Origin of the sequence: Streptomyces sp. NPDC015125 (assembly GCF_043080045.1) — a bacterium.
Classification (GTDB): Bacteria; Actinomycetota; Actinomycetes; order Streptomycetales; family Streptomycetaceae; genus Streptomyces.
Window position 1 is genome coordinate 617,022 of sequence record NZ_JBIBVF010000001.1, and the last position, 21,449, is coordinate 638,470.

Annotated in this window: 21 protein-coding genes; 9 read left to right on the top strand and 12 right to left on the bottom strand. The window is 72.1% G+C overall.

The annotated features are described in order from the left end of the window. Nucleotides 1-212: 212 nt before the first annotated feature. The gene (locus tag ACF088_RS02640; protein WP_392373538.1) at nucleotides 213-1,067 is read right to left on the bottom strand and encodes a PHP domain-containing protein; all 855 of its coding nucleotides are present in this window, start codon (nucleotides 1,065-1,067) and stop codon (nucleotides 213-215) included. Between the two features lie 274 nt (nucleotides 1,068-1,341). Next, on the bottom strand, nucleotides 1,342-1,980 hold the full coding sequence (locus ACF088_RS02645) for a DUF6758 family protein (RefSeq protein WP_392373975.1): 639 nt from the start codon (nucleotides 1,978-1,980) through the stop codon (nucleotides 1,342-1,344). Between the two features lie 249 nt (nucleotides 1,981-2,229). Between ACF088_RS02645 and ACF088_RS02650 the strand changes: the two genes are divergently transcribed. Beyond that, entirely contained in the window at nucleotides 2,230-3,492 is a 1,263-nt protein-coding gene (locus tag ACF088_RS02650; RefSeq protein ID WP_392373539.1) for an MFS transporter, read from the top strand. 164 nt (nucleotides 3,493-3,656) lie between these two features. Here ACF088_RS02650 and ACF088_RS02655 read toward each other — a convergent pair whose 3' ends face one another. Beyond that, nucleotides 3,657-4,241 (bottom strand): suppressor of fused domain protein, encoded by a 585-nt coding sequence (locus tag ACF088_RS02655; protein WP_088799787.1) that lies wholly within the window; start codon nucleotides 4,239-4,241, stop codon nucleotides 3,657-3,659. 526 nt (nucleotides 4,242-4,767) lie between these two features. On the opposite strand from ACF088_RS02655, the gene ACF088_RS02660 reads away from it, so the two are divergent. Next, nucleotides 4,768-5,895, top strand: a complete 1,128-nt coding sequence (locus tag ACF088_RS02660; protein WP_392373540.1) for a magnesium and cobalt transport protein CorA — start codon at nucleotides 4,768-4,770, stop codon at nucleotides 5,893-5,895. An 87-nt stretch (nucleotides 5,896-5,982) separates the two neighbouring features. Further along, the gene (locus ACF088_RS02665; RefSeq protein WP_392373541.1) at nucleotides 5,983-6,522 is read left to right on the top strand and encodes a hypothetical protein; all 540 of its coding nucleotides are present in this window, start codon (nucleotides 5,983-5,985) and stop codon (nucleotides 6,520-6,522) included. Nucleotides 6,523-6,735: 213 nt separating this feature from the next. Here the strand turns inward: ACF088_RS02665 and ACF088_RS02670 are convergent, their stop codons facing one another. Next, nucleotides 6,736-7,515, bottom strand: coding sequence for a hypothetical protein (locus ACF088_RS02670; RefSeq protein ID WP_392373542.1), 780 nt, complete (start codon nucleotides 7,513-7,515; stop codon nucleotides 6,736-6,738). Nucleotides 7,516-7,712: 197 nt separating this feature from the next. Between ACF088_RS02670 and ACF088_RS02675 the strand changes: the two genes are divergently transcribed. Genes ACF088_RS02675 through ACF088_RS02685 form a run of 3 tightly spaced genes read left to right on the top strand, consistent with a single transcriptional unit; the run spans nucleotide 7,713 to nucleotide 10,845 of the window. Next, nucleotides 7,713-9,071 (top strand): magnesium transporter MgtE N-terminal domain-containing protein, encoded by a 1,359-nt coding sequence (locus ACF088_RS02675; RefSeq protein ID WP_392373543.1) that lies wholly within the window; start codon nucleotides 7,713-7,715, stop codon nucleotides 9,069-9,071. Further along, on the top strand, nucleotides 9,061-9,642 hold the full coding sequence (locus ACF088_RS02680; RefSeq protein ID WP_392373544.1) for a DUF1003 domain-containing protein: 582 nt from the start codon (nucleotides 9,061-9,063) through the stop codon (nucleotides 9,640-9,642). Before ACF088_RS02675 ends, ACF088_RS02680 begins: the two co-directional genes overlap by 11 nt. 42 nt (nucleotides 9,643-9,684) lie before the next feature. Continuing rightward, on the top strand, nucleotides 9,685-10,845 hold the full coding sequence (locus ACF088_RS02685) for an Mrp/NBP35 family ATP-binding protein (protein ID WP_392373545.1): 1,161 nt from the start codon (nucleotides 9,685-9,687) through the stop codon (nucleotides 10,843-10,845). 202 nt (nucleotides 10,846-11,047) lie between these two features. On the opposite strand, the gene ACF088_RS02690 is transcribed toward ACF088_RS02685, so the two are convergent. The 5 genes from ACF088_RS02690 to sigE form a co-directional block, all read right to left on the bottom strand. Beyond that, entirely contained in the window at nucleotides 11,048-11,695 is a 648-nt protein-coding gene (locus ACF088_RS02690) for a hypothetical protein (RefSeq protein WP_392373546.1), read from the bottom strand. A gap of 119 nt (nucleotides 11,696-11,814) precedes the next feature. Continuing rightward, nucleotides 11,815-12,306 (bottom strand): sec-independent translocase, encoded by a 492-nt coding sequence (locus tag ACF088_RS02695; protein WP_392373547.1) that lies wholly within the window; start codon nucleotides 12,304-12,306, stop codon nucleotides 11,815-11,817. 116 nt (nucleotides 12,307-12,422) lie between these two features. Beyond that, on the bottom strand, nucleotides 12,423-14,204 hold the full coding sequence (locus tag ACF088_RS02700; RefSeq protein WP_392373976.1) for a trypsin-like peptidase domain-containing protein: 1,782 nt from the start codon (nucleotides 14,202-14,204) through the stop codon (nucleotides 12,423-12,425). A 948-nt stretch (nucleotides 14,205-15,152) separates the two neighbouring features. Continuing rightward, nucleotides 15,153-16,136, bottom strand: coding sequence for an anti-sigma factor family protein (locus ACF088_RS02705; RefSeq protein WP_392373548.1), 984 nt, complete (start codon nucleotides 16,134-16,136; stop codon nucleotides 15,153-15,155). Then, nucleotides 16,133-16,825, bottom strand: a complete 693-nt coding sequence (gene sigE, locus ACF088_RS02710) for an RNA polymerase sigma factor SigE (protein WP_311624277.1) — start codon at nucleotides 16,823-16,825, stop codon at nucleotides 16,133-16,135. The genes ACF088_RS02705 and sigE overlap by 4 nt, the downstream gene beginning before the upstream one ends. Before the next feature lie 372 nt (nucleotides 16,826-17,197). Here sigE and ACF088_RS02715 point away from each other — a divergent pair, with 372 nt between their 5' ends. Continuing rightward, entirely contained in the window at nucleotides 17,198-17,794 is a 597-nt protein-coding gene (locus ACF088_RS02715) for an O-methyltransferase (protein ID WP_392373977.1), read from the top strand. A 194-nt stretch (nucleotides 17,795-17,988) separates the two neighbouring features. Here ACF088_RS02715 and ACF088_RS02720 read toward each other — a convergent pair whose 3' ends face one another. Continuing rightward, nucleotides 17,989-18,156: a DUF3117 domain-containing protein gene (locus ACF088_RS02720; protein ID WP_006603288.1), complete on the bottom strand. Its 168-nt coding sequence runs from the start codon at nucleotides 18,154-18,156 to the stop codon at nucleotides 17,989-17,991. A gap of 333 nt (nucleotides 18,157-18,489) precedes the next feature. On the opposite strand from ACF088_RS02720, the gene ACF088_RS02725 reads away from it, so the two are divergent. Continuing rightward, nucleotides 18,490-19,290, top strand: coding sequence for an enoyl-CoA hydratase/isomerase family protein (locus ACF088_RS02725; RefSeq protein ID WP_392373549.1), 801 nt, complete (start codon nucleotides 18,490-18,492; stop codon nucleotides 19,288-19,290). A gap of 86 nt (nucleotides 19,291-19,376) precedes the next feature. Here the strand turns inward: ACF088_RS02725 and ACF088_RS02730 are convergent, their stop codons facing one another. Both ACF088_RS02730 and ACF088_RS02735 read right to left on the bottom strand, forming a co-directional pair. Continuing rightward, nucleotides 19,377-19,982: a DNA-3-methyladenine glycosylase I gene (locus ACF088_RS02730; protein WP_392373550.1), complete on the bottom strand. Its 606-nt coding sequence runs from the start codon at nucleotides 19,980-19,982 to the stop codon at nucleotides 19,377-19,379. Next, nucleotides 19,979-20,416 (bottom strand): DivIVA domain-containing protein, encoded by a 438-nt coding sequence (locus tag ACF088_RS02735; protein WP_392373551.1) that lies wholly within the window; start codon nucleotides 20,414-20,416, stop codon nucleotides 19,979-19,981. Before ACF088_RS02735 ends, ACF088_RS02730 begins: the two co-directional genes overlap by 4 nt. Nucleotides 20,417-20,507: 91 nt before the next feature. Here ACF088_RS02735 and folP point away from each other — a divergent pair, with 91 nt between their 5' ends. Further along, nucleotides 20,508-21,407: a dihydropteroate synthase gene (folP, locus tag ACF088_RS02740; RefSeq protein WP_392373552.1), complete on the top strand. Its 900-nt coding sequence runs from the start codon at nucleotides 20,508-20,510 to the stop codon at nucleotides 21,405-21,407. The last annotated feature ends 42 nt before the right edge of the window (nucleotides 21,408-21,449 follow it).

Consider the following 21,449-nt stretch of genomic DNA (forward strand, 5'->3'; position numbering starts at 1 on the left):
AGGCCTTGCGAGAGGTGGTACGGGACGAACGCCCACGGGCGGCGCGCGGGCGCGGATCCGTAAGGCAGCCAAGGGAGGGAGGGAGGGAGGGAGGAAGGTCGGCGGGCAACGGCGGGTGCAGGGCGGTATCCGGACCGCCCGGCGGCACCGGGCCGGTGTCGGTGGAGTCCCGGGATACGGGGCGTGCGCGGCGGCCGCCGGCCGCGGCGGGCTCAGCCGCCCGTGCCGGGAACGGGGAAGGCGCCGGTCGCGCGGCGCACGATCTCGCCGTAGATCTCGGGGTCGGTGGTGTATTCGCCGAGGCGGCAGGTCTTGCGGCTGCCGTGGTAGTCGCTGGAGCCGGTGGCCAGCAGGCCGAGGTCGGCGGCCAGGCCGCGCAGCCGCGCGCGGGTCGGCGCCTCGTGGTCCATGTGGTCGACCTCGATGCCGTCGAGGCCGGCCGCGGCGAGTTCGGCGATCGCGCTCTCCGGTACGCAGGAGCCGCGCTTGACGGCCAGCGGATGCGCGAAGACGGTGACCCCGCCGGCGGCCTTGACCAGCCGGATCGCGTCGAACGGGTCGAGCTCGTGCTTCTCCACGTACGCCCGCCCGTCGTTGGCGAGCCACTCGGAGGTGAAGGCGTCCGAGACGGAGCCGACCACGCCCAGGTCGACGAGGGCGGTGGCGATATGCGGCCGGCCCACGGCGCCGTCGCCGGCGATCCGGGCGACCTGCTCCCAGGTCACCGGCACACCGAGCTCTCGCAGCTTGGCGACCATCCCCTTGGCCCGCGGCACCCGGTCGTCCCGCACCAGCTCGCGCTCACGGGCGAACTCCGGCTCCTCGGGGTCGAAGAGGTAGGCGAGCATATGGAGGCTCACCCCGTCGAGCCGGCAGGAGAGTTCGGCGCCGGTGACCAGCGTCAGTCCCGCAGGCAGCGCGGCCCGCGCCTCGGCATGCCCGCCGACGGTGTCGTGGTCGGTCAGCGCGACGACGTCCAGCCCCCCGGCCGCGGCGCCCCGCACCAGCTCCGCGGGGGTGTCCGTACCGTCGGACGCCGTGGAGTGGGTGTGCAGATCGATACGCACGACGCGGACTCCAGACTGCTGCGGGACGGATACGGGTCGGATACGGGACGGCGGCCCGGCAGGCGGCCGGGGGAAGGTACACCGTAAGGGGACCCCAGAAGGATACCGGGCGGCCGGTAGCGCCCATGGCCCATCGGACGGTGAGGGACACCACCCCGGCGTCCACATCTCCGACGTCCACATCCCCGGCGTCCACACCTCCGGCGTCCACGTCCCCGGCGTCCACATCCCCGACGTCCAGGCCTGGGCCGCCTCCGCCGCCGGCGACCGGCCCTCAGCCCAGAATCCGCGGCGAGATGGCCCCGCACGGCAGCAGATCCACCTCGGCGCCCGCCTCGCGCAGATCGGTCAGCACCAGCTCGTCGTACAACAGCAGCCCCGACTGCTCGGGCCAGGCGATCGCCCAGAGCCACAGCCCGCGCGCCTCGCCCGCGAAGACCGCACGGTCCGCAGGCGCATCGTCGACATGCCACAACGCGGTCGGGCGGCCGGCGGCCAGCACCTTGGCGTGCGGCGGTTTGTCCACGCACATATGGGGGCCGGGGTCGGGACCGTCGATACCGGCGTAGCGCGCGCCGAGGCCGACGCCCAGTTCCTCGGCGATCAGCAGCAGTTCGCCGGGGCCGCCGAGCGGTCCGGGGCCCGTGCAGGCCACCGCGGTCGCGCGCCCGCCGCTGCGGTCGTCACCGGCACAGGCCACGCCGGTGAACAGCCAGCCGACCGGCAGCGGCCAGGGCATCCACACGGGCACCTGCGCGCGGTGCACCACAACGCCGAGCGCCTCGACGCTCGGCGGGACGACGGGCTGGAGTGGGTGCACGGTGCCGTGCAGCGCGCACTGCCAGGTGTCGGAGAAGAGACCGGGCGCCCGTACCCGGCCTCCGCACTTCGGGCAACTGGGTTCGCCCCTCATAGGCATCCACGGTCCTCCTGGCCCGCCGCCGCGTCAAGGACGATCACCTCACCGGTGTGCCCCGAATCACGTACGCCGCCGCGCATTTGACCACTTCGCGCCATCCACTCCGTCCGGCCGGAAAGTAGTTGCTACTTGCACTCTTTAGTGTACCTAACTTATCGTGTGTAAATATCAACGATCTCGACCGTCCGGCGGGACCGCGGGGATCAGGGATACGCAACCGGCAACGGGAAGGGGATCCGCAGCATGAGAGGCACGCAGGGCAGCGGCCACGGCAGCGGCGCGGACGATCCGTCCGGCGAGCGCGGCACGTCCGTCCTCCGCCAGCCGAAGGCCGTATGGGCCACGGCGGGCGCCTCGGTCGTGGCCTTCATGGGCATCGGCCTCGTCGACCCGATCCTCCCCTCGATCGCCCGGGGCCTGCACGCCACCAACAGCCAGGTCTCCCTCCTCTTCACCTCCTACTTCCTGATCACGGCCGTCGCGATGCTCGTCACCGGCTTCGTCTCCAGCCGCATCGGCGGCCGTCGGACGCTGCTGGCCGGCCTGGCACTGGTGGTGGTCTTCGCCGCGCTCTCCGGCATGTCGGGGTCGGTCGGCGAGCTCGTCGGCTTCCGGGCCGGCTGGGGCCTGGGCAACGCCCTGTTCGTCTCGACGTCGCTGGCGGTCATCGTGGGCGCGGCGGCCGGGGGCTCCGCGGCGGCGATCCTGCTCTACGAGTCCGCGCTCGGCCTCGGCATGGCCTGCGGCCCGCTGCTCGGCGCGATCCTCGGCGATATGAAGTGGCGCTACCCGTTCTTCGGCACCGCCGCCCTGATGGCCCTCGGCTTCCTCGCCATCACGGCCTTCCTCAAGGAGCAGCCGAAGCCGGCGACCAAGACCTCGCTTCTCGACCCGCTCAAGGCACTCGGCCACGGCGGCCTGGCCTCCACCGCCGTCGCCGCGTTCTGCTACAACTACGCGTTCTTCACGGTGCTGGCCTTCACCCCGTTCGTGCTGAACATGTCGCCGTACAAGTCCGGCGGGGTCTTCTTCGCCTGGGGAGTGCTGCTCGCGGTGTTCTCGGTGATCGTGGCGCCCCGGCTGCAGCGCCGCTTCGGCTCGCTGAAGGTGCTGGGCGGCTCGCTGCTGCTGCTCGCGGCCGACCTGATCGTGCTGGGCTACGGCGACCACACCACCGCCACCGTCTGCACGGTCCTCTCCGGCGCCTTCATCGGCCTGAACAACACCGTCTTCACGGAGTTGGCCCTGGGCGTCTCGGACGCGCCGCGCCCCGTGGCGAGCGCCGGCTACAACTTCGTACGGTGGTTCGCGGCCGCGGCCGCACCGTTCCTCGCGCCCAAGATCGAGGAGTGGAGCGATATCCACCTCCCCTTCGTGGTCGCGGCCGTCGCCGCGGCGATCGGCGCCGGCGTCGTCGCCGTCCGGCGGCGGGCACTGACCATCGAGGCCGAGGCACCGGCGCCGCGGCACGCCGGACAGGACGCGGTCGCGGTCTTCGCCGACTGAGGCGGGCGGACCGGCCTCGCCACGCCCGTCCGCCTGCCCATCCGCCCACCCGCCTGCGCACCTGCGCACCTGCGCACCTGCGCACCTGCGCAAAGAAACTGACGCCCCGTCCGGCCTCTCTCCCGAGGGCGGACGGGGCGCGCCGCTGCGCTGCCGCGCGCGGCTCAGTCGAGCGGTACGCCCGTACGCAGCGGGTCGCGCAGATCCGTGCCGTGCTCCAGCCAGCGCTTCTCCAGGGCCTCGGCGCCGTGCACTCGCTTCCAGGCGGCCTCGTTGGGCGTCATCGGCAACAGCGGCAGAAAGCGGACCGGCTCCCGCGGCTCATCGAGTGCGAGGTCCTCGACGAGCCCCCCGGGCGAGGCGACCAGAACCGAGGTGAAAGCCGCCCCCGGCCACAGCGGCTCCCCCACGTCCAGCGAGGCTCCGGGAGCCACCACCACCCCCTCGACCTGCGGCGACGCGGCGAGCACGGCGAGCGGCCTGAGCACCTTGTCGCTCTCCACGCGGCCGGCGCGTACGGACAGCAGGAGTTCGGCACGCGGACCGCGCAGCGGATCGGCCAGCACGGCGGTGGGATCGGCCATGGGCTGCGCGGACATCCCGAGCGTGGCGTAGCGCACCACCCCGTTGTCCACGAAGCGGAGGACCTCGATACGGTCGGTGCCGAGGAACGTGACGGCGGCGCGCGCGTCCGGCTCGCCCAGGGTCGTCCGCAACCGGGCCTCGACCAGCTCAAGAACGTCAGACATGCCGTGAGCATAGGCCGGGGCCCTTCGCCCGGCCGCCACCGCTCCACGGGCTTGCCCCGGGCTCCGTCCGGGGACCCGTCGCAGCGTCCCCGTTCTTCGTATGGAACGGGCAAAGCGGCGCCGTAACACTTCAGGCGGCTGATAGCCTTGCCGTCTGCTCAGGGAATGACGTCGTCCCCCAACGGGGACCGGCCGGAGGAGGTGGGGCTGCGGTGGATCCGAGTCGACCGTGCAGTACCGATAGTTCTCCTGTCATCCCCTTCGCGCAGCGAATCTCCTGATCCGAGAGCTTCCGTACCCCGCCGCTCAGCGGCGAAACCAGGGAAGCACCTTTGCGCCGGATGTAGATGACGGAAGAGCGCCTTCGACTCTTTGTTCCGTGTTTTCTGCGAACTGCCGTCAGTGCCCCCGCACGAGCGCCGCCCGCTTTGCGGACGTACAGCCGATGACGCCTCGTACGTCCACGTTCCGGGCAGCGTTGCGCCCCGCGCTCGCCACTGACGGCCGGCCCGTGAAGGAGCCTGCCATGTCGATGATCCGTGACCTGCGTGCCGCCGTCCGCCCGTCCCGGCGGCGCGACGACACCCCGTACCGCTACGAAAAGTCCGCCCCGGCCTGCACGAACAGCGCCATCGTCGACTGCGGTGTGTACCGCGAGGGCCGCCGGGTGAGCGAGCACGTCACCCCGGCCGAGGCGATGGCCTCGGTCCGCTCCGGGGGCGGCTTCGCCTGGATCGGGCTGCACGAGCCCACCGAGGCCGAATTCGCCGGTATCGCCCAGGAGTTCGGGCTGCACCCGCTCGCCGTCGAGGACGCCGTGCACGCCCACCAGCGGCCGAAGCTGGAGCGCTACGACGAGACCCTGTTCACCGTCTTCAAGACGGTGCACTACGTCGAGCACACCGAGCTGACCGCCACCAGTGAGGTGGTGGAGACCGGTGAGGTGATGTGCTTCACCGGCCGGGACTTCATCGTCACCGTGCGGCACGGCGGCCAGGGCTCGCTGCGCGCGCTGCGGCACCGGCTGCAGGACGACCCGGAGCTGCTGGCCAAGGGGCCGTCCGCGGTGCTGCACGCGATCGCCGACCAGGTCGTCGACGGCTATATGGCGGTGGCCGGCGCGGTCCAGGACGATATCGACGAGGTGGAGATCGACGTCTTCAGCTCGGGCACCAACGGCAAGGGCCCCGGCGGCAAGGGCTCCCCCAAGGGCGGCGACGCCGGGCGGATCTACCAACTCAAGCGTGAGGTACTGGAGTTCAAGCGCGCGGTGTCGCCGCTGCTGCGACCGATGCAGCTGCTGAGCGAGCGTCCGATGCGACTGGTCGACTCCGACATCCAGAAGTACTTCCGGGACGTCGCCGACCACCTGGCACGGGTCAACGAGCAGGTGCTGTCCTTCGACGATCTGCTCAACTCCATCCTGCAGGCGAACCTCGCGCAGGCGGCCGTCGCGCAGAACGAGGACATGCGCAAGATCACGGCGTGGGCGGCGATCTTCGCCGTCCCCACCATGATCGCCGGGATCTACGGCATGAACTTCGACTACATGCCCGAGCTGCACTGGAAGTTCGGCTATCCGGCCATGATGCTGGTGACGGTCGCCATCTGCTTCGGCATCCACCGCGGGTTCAAGCGCAACGGGTGGCTGTGACGCGGACCGGGCGGGGTCCGGGCCGGCCGCGTCCCAGCGCCCGGGCGGCCCCCGACCGCCCGGTGCGGGGCCATTAGGCTGGGCCGTATGACGGAGACCGTGTCGCAGGCCCTGCAGGATCGGGCGCTCATCGAAGAGGCCACCAAGAAGTCCGGCCTCATCTGGGTGCGGGGGAATGCCGGCCCGGCCCGGGCGCTGTGGCATCTGTGGCACGACGGAGCGGCCATCCTCGTCGGGGACGGCGCCGGCGAGCAGCCGCTGGAGGGCCTGGGGCTCACCGACGGCGGTACGGCGACGGTCACCGTACGCAGCAAGGACAAGGGCGGCCGGCTGATCGCCTGGCAGGCCGCCGTCGTCGAGCCGGCGCCGGAGAGCGAGGCCTGGCAGGCCGCCGTCGACGAGCTGAAGGGCAAGCGCCTCAACGCGCCGGATGCCGGCACCCTCACGGAGCGCTGGGCGCGCGAGTGCCGGGTGCTGCGGCTGGAGCCGACCGGGGAGACGGTGCAGCGCCCCGGGCAGATGCCGGAGGACTCACACGCCGCGCCGCCGCTCGCGACCCCCGCGATCACCCGGCGTCCCATGCCTGCGTCGCTGCCGAAGCTGCTGCGTCGGGGGCGCAAGGGCTGAAGCCCGGGTGGTGAGGGCCGTGCCCGTCGGGTGAGAAGCCCCGTCGGATGAGAAGCCGGGCCCCGAAGGCGAGCGGAGGGTTTGCCCGGCGAGCGGACGGGCCACGGACCGTCCCCGGTTCTCAGCCCTTCCCGGTCCCTTCCCGGTCTCTTCCCGGTTCCTTTCGGTCCCTTCCCGGCCTTTTCTCCTTCTCAGCGCTTGCCCGGCCCTTTCTCAGCGCTTTCCGGAGATCTTGGAGCCGTAGTCCACGACCTGGTCCTTGGGCGGGGCCTTGAGGTCCACACTGCGGCCCCAGTCGGCCAGCCGGACCACCCCCGCGCCGCCGGCGCGCTGGAGCCGCAGCGGGTAGGGCGTGCCTTCCAGGGAGACGTCCAGGGTTCCGCCGGAGCCCGCGCCGGCGGCCACCCGCACGGTCCGGACCCCGTCGATGTCGCTGCGCTCACCGGTCGTCAGCTTGCCGTGCAGGCCGAGCAGGCCGGCGAGCAACGTGTCCTTGTCGGTGAAGCCGCTGAAGCGCTTGTAGACGGGGTCACTGGCGGGCACCTTGACGTATTTGCCGTCGAGCTTGCCCGCCGCCTGGCTGGGCTTGCCCGAGGCACCGCCCTTTTCGCCGGCCCAGAAGGCCGCGTTCGCCTTCAGATAGAGCGCATTGCCGACCCGCAGCAGCTGGAAGGCGGCCGCCTTCGTGGTCAGCTCCCCCTTCGCGCCGTCCTTCGCCAGACGCATATCGAGCTTGTAGGTGCGGCCCTGGCTGACGACATTGCCGGAGAGGTGAACGGTGTCCGCCCGCTGGGCCGCGGCCCGCGCCTTGGATTCGATCTTCGCGGCCGGCAGCTTCCCCACGCCGTTGGTGCCGGCGTCCGGGTCTTCCCCGCCGCAGCCCGTCACCGCCACGGCCAGTACCGCACAGGCCGCCCCCACGAGCACGGCCCGACCCGTACGACGGGGTCCGGCCAGGGGGCGGGGGCCGGCCCCCGGGGGGATTGCGCTCACGTCGGCTCTGCCTCCTGATGCGGGTGACCTCGACAGCAGTACGGCAGCGTACCTGGGTCGCGCACGGTCTTCGGCGGGGTGCGTGGCGGTCACCCTACGGCCTCCTCCACCGGGGCGGCGCAGGCCGGGGCGCGTTAGCCTGAACCCGGATTGATGCCGTATTTCGGGGCTGAACGGGAGAAAGGGCGGCACTCTGCATGGCAGTGGTGACTCCCCGGGTCTTCGTCTCCCATCTCGCCGGCATCGCCGTCTTCGACCCCAACGGCGACCAGGTCGGCCGGCTGCGGGACCTCGTCGCGCTGCTCCGGGTCGGTGACCGCCCCCCGCGGGTGCTCGGGGTGGTCGTCGAGGTGATCAGCAGGCGCCGGATTTTCGTGCCCATGACGCGGGTGACGGGGGTGGAGTCCGGCCAGATCATCATCACCGGCGTGGTCAATATGCGGCGCTTCGAGCAGCGGACGTCCGAGACGCTGGTACTCGGCGAGCTGCTCGACCGGCGGGTGCGTCTGGTGGAGACCGACGAGGAGGTCACCGTCCTCGACATCGGCCTCACCCAGCTGCCGGCCCGCCGCGACTGGGAGATCGACAAGGTCTTCGTGCGGAAGGGGAAGGGCGGGGGGCTGCGCCAGAAGATTCTGCGGCGCGGAGCGCCTCCCGCGAAGGGCGGTGGTGGGCGACGGGCGGGCGAGGTGCTGACCGTGGAGTGGTCGGCGGTGACCGGCTTCTCGCTGGAGGAGCACGGGCAGGGCGCGGAGAGCCTGCTCGCCACCTTCGAACAGCTGCGGCCCGCCGACCTCGCCGGCGTCCTGCACCATCTCTCCGCAAAGCGGCGCGCCGAGGTCGCCGCGGCGCTCGACGACGACCGGCTCGCGGATGTCCTGGAGGAGCTGCCGGAGGACGACCAGGTCGAGATCATCGGCAAGCTGAAGGACGAGCGGGCCGCCGACGTCCTGGAGGCGATGGACCCGGACGACGCCGCCGATCTGCTCTCCGAGCTGCCGGAGGAGGAGAAGGAACGGCTGCTGGCGCTGATGCGGCCGGAGGAGGCCGCCGATGTGCGGCGGCTGATGTCGTACGAGGAGCGGACCGCGGGCGGACTGATGACCACCGAGCCGATCGTGCTGCGCCCGGACGCGACGGTCGCGGATGCGCTGGCGCGGGTGCGCGACCCGGACCTCTCGCCCGCGCTGGCCGCCCAGATCTATGTCTGCCGGCCGCCGGACGAGACGCCCACCGGCAAGTACCTGGGCCTGGTGCACTTCCAACGGCTGCTGCGCGACCCGCCGTTCACCCTCGTCAGCTCGATCGCCGACACCGACCTGCCCGCCCTGCCGCCGGACACCCCGCTGCCGGAGGTGACCAGCTATCTGGCCGCGTACAACATGGTCGCCGCCCCGGTCGTGGACGAGAGCGGGGCGCTGCTGGGTGCGGTCACCGTCGACGACGTACTGGACCATCTGCTGCCGGACGACTGGCGGGAGGACGGGCTGCACGGCCCGGCCGCGGCCGGCCTGAACGGCGACCGGCCCCTCGGGGAGGGTACGCATGGGCGGTGAGGAGCGGGAGGGCGCCAGGGAGCGGTCGCGGGCGAACGGAGCCTCGGCGATGCGCCGGGGCGCCGCGGGCCGGCCGCGGGTGCGCCTCGACCAGCCGCGCGCGCCGCGCCGTACGTTCCTGCCGGAGTACGACCCGGAGGCGTTCGGGCGGCTTTCGGAGAAGATCGCCCGCTTCCTGGGGACCGGCCGCTTCATCGTCTGGATGACCGTCACGATCATCCTGTGGGTCCTCTGGAACACCACGGTGCCCAGCGGCCTGAGGTTCGATCAGTACCCGTTCATCTTCCTGACGCTGGCACTGTCCCTCCAGGCGTCGTACGCCGCTCCGCTGATCCTGCTGGCGCAGAACCGCCAGGACGACCGCGACCGGGTCACCCACGAGCAGGACCGCAAGCAGAACGAGCGGTCCATTGCCGATACCGAGTATCTGACCCGGGAGATCGCGGCCCTGCGGCTCGGCCTGGGCGAGGTCGCCACCCGCGACTGGATCCGCTCCGAGCTCCAGGACATGCTGAGGGATCTGGAGCTGCGGCAGCCGGCCGGCGCGGAGAGTGATGAACGCGACCGCTGACGGGCTTTCCGGAGGCACCCTCACGCGCCGTACCATCGGGACATGGCCAACGACACTCCCCCAGGCACCGCACCGAGCGAGGACGCGATCCGCGACGCGCTCGCGACGGTGAACGACCCCGAGATCCACCGCCCCATCACCGAACTGGGGATGGTCAAATCGGTGGACATCGCGGCGGACGGCGCGGTGGCGGTCGTGGTCTACCTCACGGTCTCCGGCTGTCCGATGCGCGAGACGATCACCAGCAATGTGCGGGAGGCCGTCGAGCGGGTCGAGGGCGTCACCTCCGTCGCCGTCGAGCTGGACGTGATGAGCGACGAGCAGCGCAAGGAGCTGGCGACCTCGCTGCGCGGGGGCACCGCCGAGCGCGAGGTGCCGTTCGCCCAGCCCGGCTCGCTGACCCGGGTCTACGCCGTCGCCTCCGGCAAGGGCGGCGTCGGCAAGTCGTCGGTGACCGTCAACCTCGCCGCGGCGATGGCGGCCGACGGCCTGAAGGTCGGTGTCGTGGACGCCGACATCTACGGCCACTCCGTACCCCGCATGCTCGGCGCCGACGGCAAGCCCACCCAGGTCGAGAACATGATCATGCCGCCGTCGGCGCACGGCGTGAAGGTCATCTCGATCGGCATGTTCACCCCGGGCAACGCCCCGGTGGTCTGGCGCGGCCCGATGCTGCACCGCGCGCTCCAGCAGTTCCTGGCCGATGTGTACTGGGGCGACCTGGACGTTCTGCTGCTGGACCTGCCGCCCGGCACCGGCGATATCGCCATCTCGGTGGCGCAGCTCGTCCCGAACGCCGAGATCCTGGTCGTCACCACCCCGCAGCAGGCCGCGGCCGAGGTCGCCGAGCGGGCCGGTTCGATCGCCGTGCAGACCCACCAGAAGATCGTCGGCGTGGTCGAGAACATGTCCGGGCTGCCCTGCCCGCACTGCGACGAGATGGTCGATGTCTTCGGCACCGGCGGCGGCGAGCGGGTGGCCGAGGGCCTGACGAAGACGACCGGTACGCAGGTGCCGGTGCTCGGTGCCATCCCGATCGACGTCCGGCTGCGCGAGGGCGGCGACGAGGGCAAGCCGGTCGTGCTGACCGACCCCGACTCCCCCGCCGGCTCGGCGATCCGCACGATCGCGGGCAAGCTGGGCGGCCGGCAGCGGGGCCTGCAGGGCATGTCGCTGGGTATCACCCCGCGCAACAAGTTCTGAGAGCGCGACGGCCGCGAAGACCGGATGACGCAAAAGGGGCGGGCCCGTGCGGGCCCGCCCTTTTGTGTTGCCGTCCGGCTCTCTTCTTGCGTTGCCGGTCAGGCCTCTACTTGCATTGCCGGTCGGCTCTCCTCTTGCGGTACCGGTCAGGTCTCCCCTTGCGTTGCCGGTCGGCGCTCGTACGCGTCGGACCGCATACGCGTCAGCCCTCGTACGCGGCGAGGTCCTTGATCACCGAGAAGCCCAGCCCGTACGCACTCATCCCCCGCCCGTAGGCACCGATGTGCACGCTCTCGGGCCCCTCCTCGCTCGCCGAACCGGCCAGGACCCAGCCGTACTCGGACTCGCGATAGGCGAAGGACGTGGGGACGCCGTCCACCGGCAGCATCAGCTCGCTCCAGCTCCCGCCGCCGAGGTCGTCGGCCAGCTCCCACGCGAGCATCGTCTGCTGGTCCAGCCAGTCCTGGCGCAGCGTCCGGTCCATCCGGGTGGGCCAGGTCTGTGCGAGCAGGCCCGAGCCGGCGAGCCAGGCCGCCGTCGAGACCGAGGTCGCCTCCAGTACGCCGGTGCCGTCGGCGCTGCGCCGTACGGGGCGGCTGGCGACCGTCACCACGACCGCGAACCGCTCGTCCTGCGGCGGTTCCACCTTGATGGTGGGCTCCTCGCCATGCCCGGTGGCGCCGTGCTCGACGGTGCCGTCCGCGGCCGCGCCGACCTGCATCAGCCAGCGCGGACCGGTGAACGCCTCGTCGAGGCCGTACCACGGGAACGCGGCCAGCAGATAGCCGTCGACCTTCCGGCCGGCCTCCGCGGACACCCCTTGTGCCGCTGTCCGACTCGTCGTCTCCATCTGCGCGGAGCCTCCTTGTTGCCCTGCGTCGTGGGCGGCCCGCCCCCCTCAGGCGACCGAACCCCGGACACCCGGAGCATAGTCATAGCCGTCAACACAGCCGGTCATACCGGTGTGTGTCAGGTGGCGTCGGCGTCGAACGGCGGACGCTCGTCCGGCTGAGGGCTTCCGGTCTTCTTCACCAGGTCGGGGCGGCCGGCGGAGGCGGCCGGGGACTCCTTGGACAGGCTGGGACCTGCCCCGTTCGAGGGCGTGGCGGAGGAGGCGCCGTCGTGGCCGTGGCCGTGGACGGCGTCGGTGACCTCGGCCATCTCCTTCTTCAGATCGAAGCCGTTACGGATCTCCTGAAGGTCCTTGAGGCCGTACTCGTCCTTGTCCAGGACGTGCTTGCGCACGAAATTCTTGGGCTGGAGGTCCTCGAACTCGAAGTCCTTGAAGTCCGGCCCGAGCTCGCTGCGGATGTCTTCCTTGGCGCTGTCGGAGAAGGCCCGCACCTTGCGGATGAAGCCCATGACGTCCTGGATGACCTTGGGCAGCTTGTCCGGACCGAAGATGAGCACCGCAAGGATCACGAGCGCCACCAGCTCGAGGGGTCCTATGTCGAAGAACACCTAGCAGCTCCTTGGGTAATCCGCGGCCTTCGTCGGCCTATGGGACAGGCCGCCTATCAAGGTACCTGGCCCCGTACGTCGGGCGGGAGTCGCCCGTACCAACACCATGCAAACGATCAACCCGTGCTGGAGGAACCCAGGCTGAGCCGTACGGAGCGGTCCTTGCCGCCCCTCCGGAGGGTGAGCGCCAGCGTGTCGCCGGGCCGGTGGCTGCGGATCTTGACGATCAGTTCCTCGCCGCTGTGCACCGGGGAGCCGTCCACGGTGGTGATCACGTCACCGGGCTTGATCCCGGCCTTGGCACCGGGGCCGCCCGGGGTGACCGGCTGCTTGCCGCTCTTGCTGTGCTCGCCGACCCGCGCCCCGTCGCCGGCGTACTCCATCTCCAAGGTCACGCCGATCACCGGGTGTGTGGCCCGGCCGGTGTTGATCAGCTCCTCGGCCACCCGCTTGGCCTGGTTGATCGGTATGGCGAAGCCCAGCCCTATGCTGCCGCCCTGGGCGCCGCCGCCCAGGCCACTGCCGCTGTCGGCCGCCCGGATGGCGCTGTTGATGCCGATCACCCGCGCCTTGGCGTCCACCAACGGGCCGCCGGAGTTGCCGGGGTTGATGGGGGCATCGGTCTGCAACGCGTCCACATACGAGACATCGCTGCCGTCGCCCTTCTCGCCGCCCGCGGTGATCGGGCGCTGCTTGGCGCTGATGATCCCCGAGGTGACGGTGTTGGCGAGGTCGAAGGGTGCGCCGATCGCCACCACCGGGTCGCCGACCTGCACCGAGTCGGAGTTGCCAAGGGTGAGCGGGCGCAGTCCCGTGACGCCCTCCACCTGGACGACGGCGAGGTCATAGCCGCCGTCCTGGCCGACGACCTTGGCCTTGGCCGTCTGGCCGCCGCTGAAGGTCACCGAGATCTCGCCACCGCTGCCGGCCGGCTGGACCACATGGTTGTTGGTGAGGATGTGCCCCTGGCGGTCGAGGACGAAGCCGGTGCCGGTCCCCTGCTCGGCGCTGCCCCGCACATGGATCGTCACCACTCCGGGCAGCGCGGTCTGCGCGATCCCGGCGACGCTGTCGGGCCTGCGGCCCGCCTCGTCACCGGCGGACTGCGGCAGCCTGATGTCGTTGATCCCGCCGTAGCGCTCGACATACGCGCCGATGCCGCCGCCGATGGCGCCCGCCAGCAGCGCCAGCGCCACTGCGCCGGCGACCAGCGGCCTGCGCCGACGGCGCCGGTCGTACGGCGACGGGGCGAGGGGCCCGCCCTGCAGCGGCGCGCTCCAGGGGTCGTACTGCTGCCAGGCGCCGTGGGGGGCCGGGTGCTGCCCCTGGGCGGAGGCCGGTCCGTGGTCGGCGGGCAGGCCGGAGAAGGGCCGGGGCGTGGCCGCGTAGGGCGCAGGCGCGGGCGCGGCTGCGGGGCGGGGGCCACCGTCGCCGGGGTGCGGGACGAACGCGCCGTCCGTGCCGTCCTGCGCCGAGCCGTCGGGTGCGGCGGCCGGTCCCGGCACGGAGCCCAAGGGGGTGGTCTGCGGACCGGGGGCCTGCGGGGCAGGGGTCTGCGGGCCGGGGGCGTGCGGGGAACTGGACTGCGGGCCGGGGACGTGTGCGGAACTGGACTGCGGGCCGGGGGCCTGGGGGGCAGACCCCTGCGGGGCAGGGGTCTGCGGTGCGTCGGGCTGCGGGGGGCCGGACTTTTGAAGTCCCGGGCGGGAGGCGCACGGCTCGGGGGCCGGCCCAGGGTGCGCGGCATCGGCCGTCCGGGCCAGGTGCGGCTGCTCCCCGGGGTGCGCGAGCGGCGGCGGGTCCTCCCCTCTCGCCCCCGGCGCACCGGTCGGGGCAGCGGGCGGCGCACCGACCGGGGCGGCGGGCGGCGGCGGGCTCGGGTAGCCCGTTCCCGGCATCGCGGTCTGCGGGGCGGCCGGGGCACCGTACGGGGGCAGCGGCCCGGCGGCCGGCGGGAGGACCGTGCCGTGCGCGGGGGTGGCCACCGGCCGCTGTACGGGCGGTGCCGGCGCCCACGGCCCGGGACCGCCGTACGGAGGGGTGCCGTACGGGTCCTCGGCGTGCAACGGCTGCTGCCGCGGCGGTGTGGCGCTCGGGGCCCCGGACACGGGAGCCCCGGATGCAGGGGCCCCGGACGCGGGAGTCCCGGATGCAGGAGTCCCGGACGCGGGAGTCCCGGATGCAGGAGTCCCGGATGCAGGAGTCCCGGACGCGGGAGCGGGGGCCGCCGCCGTGGTCGTGGCCGCTTCGTCCGGGGCCTCGCCTGCACCGGTCAGCGCCTCGTCCCGCGCGGTACCGGTCACCCGGCCGAGCGTCATGGTCGACGGAGCCGGTCGCGCACCGCTCGTCCCGGCGCCCGCGGCCCCGGCCTCCTCCTGGTGCGTCCGGTCGGCGGCTGTCGTTCCGTGTGCCACCGCCCGCCCATCGGCCGAGGAGTCCACTTCGGACGTCCCGGCGCTCCCGGACAGCTCCGGCGATATGCCCGCCCCCGAGCCCTTGCGCGGCTCCGGCGGACGCACGATCCAGTCCTGCGCCCCCTGCACCTCGGAGGTGCCTGATGCCTCGGATGCGTCGGCCACTGTGCCGGCCACCGAACCGGCCGCCGTGCCGTCGGCGGGCGGCACGGCCTGCGGACCGGCCTCGGCGGACGGTTCGGTGCGCGGGGTGCCTCCCGGGCGGCTCCACCACTTCAGCTTCGGCTCGGCGGCCGTACCGTCGTCCATGCTCTCCCCAGAATTCGCCCGCGGCCCTGCGCGGGCCACCACCACCTCGCGGTACGCGCCCGGTCAGGGGTGCGCCGCCCACAGGGATTCAACCAGTTCCACGCGGGGATGCGCAGGAGACGGTCAGCGCTGGGCGGGGGTTGAGCCAGAGAGGGAGGGAGCCGCTGCGACCGCGGAACCGGTCGGCGGGCGCATGGGCTCCAGGGGCGGGAGCGCGGGCGGGTTCTTCCGTACGGGCGCGGTGCCGGTGGCGGCCACCAGGGGCGCGAGGTAGGACGCCGATGCCGGACCCGTCGCGGCTATCAGGGGCGACAGCCCGAAGTGTCCGGCCTGGGCGGGCGCCGGGGAGTGCGGGGAGGGGGGTGCCGTGGTGGGGCCGTACAGGGTCATGGCGCTGGGGGCCGGGGCCAGGGTCGGACCGCCGGACGGCTGCCAGGCGCCGGACCGGGAATTCTTGGCGGGAAACCCCTCACCGCGAAGGAGCGAACCGGCGTCGGCCGCCGGGCTGACGCTGAGCGGGGTGACGGCTGTGCCGCCGCCGTCGACGCGTCCGCCGGGCAGATCGACGGCCGCCTCCAGCGGGAGGGCGCCGCCCAGCGCGAAGGCCGCGAGGGAGACCGCACCGGCCGCCGCAAAGGCGAACCGACGCCGCTGCGCGGGCCGGTAGCTCTCCTGTACCCGGAAGCCGCGCCCACGGGGCTGCAGGGGAATCGCTGCCATGGGATGGCCGGAGTGACTGTCGGAGGGGACGTAGCGGAACGCGCCGCCGCCGCGGGCGAACTCGCCACGTCGTCCGAATTCGCCGCGCCCGAAGTCGCCGCGTCCGAAGCTGCCGTTGCCGAGCCGACTGCCGGGACCGCCCTGGTCGCCACCGGGCAGTTGCTGCAGTCGTGCCAGCAGCCCCTCGGAAGGACCGGGGGGTGCCGTCTCGGCGAATACGCTTTTCAGCCGACGCTGGGCGTCGGCTTCTGCCTTGCACCGTCCGCATGTCGCAAGATGCGCGAGCACCCGCTCGCGTGCGTCATGCCCCAACTCGCCGTCGACCAGGGCCGCGAGGCGGTCGCCGAGATGCTGCTCGGCGGGGGACGGACCGCCACTGCCGCTCACGCGATTCCGACCTCCCCCGTGGGCACCACGGCCAACGACCGCCGCTGCTCACGCTCTTCGGCACGGGTGGCCGGGGCGCGGTGCTTGAGGGCCTTGCGCAGGTGGGAGCGGCCACGGTGGATCCGGCTACGGACCGTACCGAGCTTGACGCCGAGCGTGGCGGCGATCTCCTCGTACGACAGGCCCTCGATGTCGCACAGGACGACGGCGGCACGGAATTCGGGCGCAAGGGTGTCCAGCGCCTGCTGCACATCGGCGTCGAAGTGGGTGTCGTTGAAGACCTGCTGCGGTGAGGGCTCGCGGCTGGGCAGCCGCTCGGCGGCATCGTCACCGAGTGCGTCGAAGCGGATGCGCTGACGGCGGCGGACCATGTCCAGGAAGAGGTTGGTGGTGATCCGGTGCAGCCAGCCCTCGAAGGTGCCGGGGGTGTACGTCGACAGCGAGCGGAAGACGCGGACGAACACCTCTTGGGTGAGGTCCTCGGCGTCGTGTTGATTGCCGGTGAGGCGGTAGGCGAGGCGGTAGACCCGCGCACTGTGGGTGCTGACGATCTCCTCCCAGCTGGGCGGAGTCCACGCCTGCGCATCCGCGTCTGCGGCAAAGGTCGCGGTGGTTGCGGAGTCGGCGACGGGGGCCCCTCCCTTGGCCTTCGGGCCGTGGGGGCGGGAACGGTCAGCAGTGTCTGTCACGGATTTCGGCTCGACGAACGACCTTTTCAAGCGCCTCAGCACCCCTCGGTCACCCGCCGCAGCCGCACCTCCCCTGGTGGCTCTGGTGGTGTCCAGTAGAGCCCCTACCATATCCACCTCGCCCGTTAGCTCCGGATAAGCAGTTTTGACCTGCATTTGGTCCTGCTTCTGTTCATGCATCGTGTCCCGCGCGGTCTTCACCGGTGCATCCCCCCGTCATCCCCTGCCCCTCTTTAACGTCCGGTCCCATCTGCGGGTTCCCGGACGCAGCGGATACAGTCACGGTTGCGTCAACTACGGGGACAGGAGAGGGCCATTACCGGCAACCGGCAGACGAGCTTGGCTTTCGCCGAGGCGTACGGCGCCGGGACCATCGACGACAGCGCCGAGACCGCCCTGCGGTGGTCCCGCGACTGCGCGCGCGAAGCCGGCATCCGTACGGTGACGAGCGGCACCGGCGCGGCCCTCCGCCTGCTCGCGGCCGCCGCCGACGCCAAGGCGGTCGCCGAGATCGGCACCGGCACGGGCGTGTCGGGCATCTACCTCCTGCACGGCATGCGGCCCGACGGGGTGCTGACCACCGTGGATCTCGAACCGGAGCGGCAGACCTTCGCCAAGCAGGCGTTCCGTGCGGCCGGCTTCGCCGGGAACCGCGCCCGCTTCATTCCGGGCCGCGCCCTGGACGTACTGCCCCGTCTCGCGGACGGCGGCTACGACCTCGTGTTCTGCGACGGCGACCTCATGGAGTGCCTGGAATACCTCGCTGAATCGTTGCGTCTGCTGCGCCCCGGGGGCCTGGTCTGCTTCGAGGGCGTCTTCGCGGACGGCCGTACGGTCGATTCGTCGCTGCAGCCCGCCGAGGTGCTGCGGCTGCGGGAGCTGCTGCGGGCCGTCCGGGAGAGCACCACACTGGTGCCGGCCCTGCTGCCGGTCGGCGACGGCCTGCTCTGCGCGGTCAAGCGCAGTTGACCTGCCCCGGCCCCCGGCCGCCGCAGGCCGCAGCCCCCGCCCCGGCCGCAGCCCCGGCCCCGACCCCGACCCCGGGACATGCAAACGGCCCCGGCACACGGCGCGCCTTACAGCGCGTCTCGTGCCGGGGCCGGGGTAATTCGGCTGGGGATACCGGGGTCAGCCCCGGGAAACCGCCGGTTGCGCCGCCCTTGTCAGACGGTGACCTTGTCCAGGGCCTCACCCAGGGCCTTGGCTTCGTCGGGGGTCAGCTCGACGACGAGCCGCCCGCCGCCTTCGAGCGGAACGCGCATGACGATGCCCCGCCCCTCCTTGGTCACCTCGAGCGGGCCGTCGCCCGTCCGCGGCTTCATGGCCGCCATGCTCGTTCCCCTTCCTGAAACCAGCTCAATCAAGCACATCTCAGCCGACGGCCCGAATGGGCACGTGTCACCGGCATCGAACAGATTGCTTCCAGGCCATTATCCCGCATCGAACGACCCGATGACCAACATCGGGCCGCATCCCTTCGGCAACCCGCTCTCGCAAACCCCCTCAATTCGGGGAGGTGGCTGCAATACTTCTCCACCCGCCGACCTCCGACGCGCCCGTAATCTTTGATGTACGTCACATGCCGAGGCCCGATGATCTCCGGCATCCTGAGCGCTGACTGCCGCTGAAGAGCAGTCCGAGCCGCGACGGAGGGGACTCCCACTATGGCCGACACCGTGCTCTATGACGTGACCGACGGACTTGCGACGATCACTCTCAACCGCCCCGACGCGATGAACGCGCTGAACATCGAGGCGAAGGTCCTGCTGCGGGACACCCTGCAGGAGGCCGCCGCCGATCCGGCCGTACGCGCCGTTCTGCTGACCGCGACCGGGCGCGCCTTCTGCGTCGGGCAGGACCTCAAGGAGCACATCGGGCTGCTGGCCGAGGACCGGGCCACCGGCTCCGGCGCCACCATGAACACCGTGCGTGAGCACTACAACCCCATCGTGACGGCGCTGACGGAGATGCCCAAGCCCGTGGTCGCGGGCGTCAACGGGGTCGCCGCGGGCGCCGGTGCGGGCTTCGCCATGGCCGCCGACTACCGCGTGGTCGCCGACTCCGCGTCCTTCAACACCTCCTTCGCGGGCGTCGCGCTGACCGCCGACTCCGGGGTGTCCTGGACACTGCCGCGGCTGATCGGCCATGGCCGGGCCGCCGATCTGCTGCTCTTCCCGCGCAACATCAGCGCCCAGGAGGCGTACGACCTGGGCATCGCCAACAAGGTGGTACCGGCCGACGACCTGGCCGTGGAGGCCGCGGCCGTCGCCCGACGGCTGGCCCAGGGCCCGACCGCCGCCTATGCCGCGATCAAGGAGTCGCTGGCCTACGGGGCGGGGCACTCGCTCGCCGAGACCCTCGGCAAGGAGGACGAGCTGCAGGGCCGGGCCGGGGCGTCACAGGACCACACGATCGCGGTCGAGGCGTTCGTGAAGAAGGAGAAGCCGGTCTTCCTGGGGCGCTGACCCGGCCTCGCCGACCCGGCCTGGCCACCCCGGACCCGCCGGTACCCGGCCTGCCGACCGGCGGCCTGTGCCGTCCCCGGTCCGGGTCAGCCGGCCGCCGCTTCCACGGCCTGGCGGACATGGCAGTCCGCCAGATGGTCGTTGACCAGGCCGCACGCCTGCATCATCGCGTAGGCGGTGGTCGGGCCGACGAAGCGGAAGCCACGCTTCTTGAGGTCCTTGGCGAGCGCCGTCGACTCCGGGGTCACCGGCTGCAGATCGCTCACGCTCCGCGGCACCGGCCGGCCGGCCCGGTCGGGGGCGTAGGACCAGATCAGCTCGTCGAGTTCGCCCGCAGCCAGCTCGGCGGCGATCTTGGCGTTGTTGATCGTCGCGCCGATCTTGGCGCGGTTGCGGATGATGCCCGGGTCGGCGAGCAGCCGCTCGGCGTCCGCGTCCGCGAACCGCGCCACCTCGGCGATCCGGAAGCCGGCGAACGCGGCGCGGAAGCCGGGGCGGCGGCGCAGGATCGTGATCCAGGAGAGCCCGGACTGGAACGCCTCCAGGCTCATCCGCTCGAAGAGGGCGTCGTCGCCGTGCACCGGCCGGCCCCATTCGGTGTCGTGATAGGCGCGGTAGTCGGCCATCTGCGCCGACTCCATCCCCCACGGGCAGCGCGGGATGCCGTCCGGTTCGGTCACCACGCCGCTCATGCCTGCTCCCCACCTTCGGGTGTTGTCGCCCCGGGGCCGTCGGGCTGCCGGTCCCTCTCCGGGGCGAGCCGCTTCTCCGCCACCGGCCCGAGCACGGGCGGGCCGTCCTGTATCAGCCCCGGGCCGCCCATGGCGGAAGCGTGCACACCGGCCAGCGCCGCCTCCAGCTCGGCGATCCGGGCGTCGCGCTCGGCCAGCTCGGCGCCCAGGCGGTCCAGGACGTCGTCGACCTCGTTCATCCGGTATCCACGGACGGTCACCGGAATGCGGACCGCTTCCACATCGGCGCGGGCCACCGGGCGGTCCTCCGGCAGCGGGTCGTACAGCCGGTCCGGCTCGGAATCCCGCAGCCCACCGCCGTCACCGCCGCCGACGACCACGAGGGTGACGGCTGCCACCACCACGACCATCGCGATCAGCAAGAACCAGAACACGACCAACTCCCCGGACTATGTGCCTGCACTGATCGTGCCATGCGGGTGTGACAGTTAGGGTCGCTCCCGGACCACGGAGAGGGAGTGCGGAATGCTGCGGCTGGGGAATCGCGAGTTCGGGGCGCACGAGCCGGTGATCATGGCGATCGTCAACAGGACGCCGGACTCGTTCTACGACCAGGGCGCCACGTTCCGTGACGAACCCGCGCTGGCCCGCGTGGAACAGGCGGTGGCCGACGGTGCCGCGATCATCGACATCGGCGGCGTCAAGGCCGGCCCCGGCGAAGAGGTCAGCGCCGAGGAGGAGGCCCGCCGCACGGTCGGGTTCGTGGCCGAGGTCCGCAAGCGCTTCCCCGATGTGGTGATCAGCGTCGACACCTGGCGCCACGAGGTCGGCGAGGCGGTCTGCGAGGCGGGCGCGGATCTGCTCAACGACGCCTGGGGCGGGGTCGATCCGCGGCTCGCGGAGGTCGCGGCGCGCTACGGCGTGGGCCTGGTGTGCACGCACGCGGGCGGCGCCGAGCCGCGTACCCGCCCGCACCGGGTGACCTACGACGACGTGATGGAAGACATCCTGCGGGTGACGCTCGGTCTGGCGGAGCGGGCCCTTCAGCTGGGCGTCCGGCGCGACGCGATCATGATCGATCCGGGGCACGACTTCGGGAAGAACACCCGGCACAGCCTGGAGGCGACCCGCCGCCTGGACGAGATGGCAAAGGCCGTTCCCCGGGATCTCGGCTTCGCCGGGGCAGGGGACACCCCCTTGCCGGTGCTGGTCTCGCTGTCCAACAAGGACTTCGTCGGCGAGACGCTCGACAAGCCGGTCAAGGAACGGGTGCTCGGCACCCTCGCGACCACCGCCGTCTCGGCCTGGCTGGGCGCCCGGGTCTACCGGGTCCACGAGGTCGCCGAGACCCGGCAGGTGCTGGACATGGTGGCCTCGATCGCCGGCCACCGGCCCCCGGCGGTCGCCCGCCGGGGACTGGCCTGAGGAATCCGGGCCGGGCGGGACCTTCCGGCCACGTCCTGGACC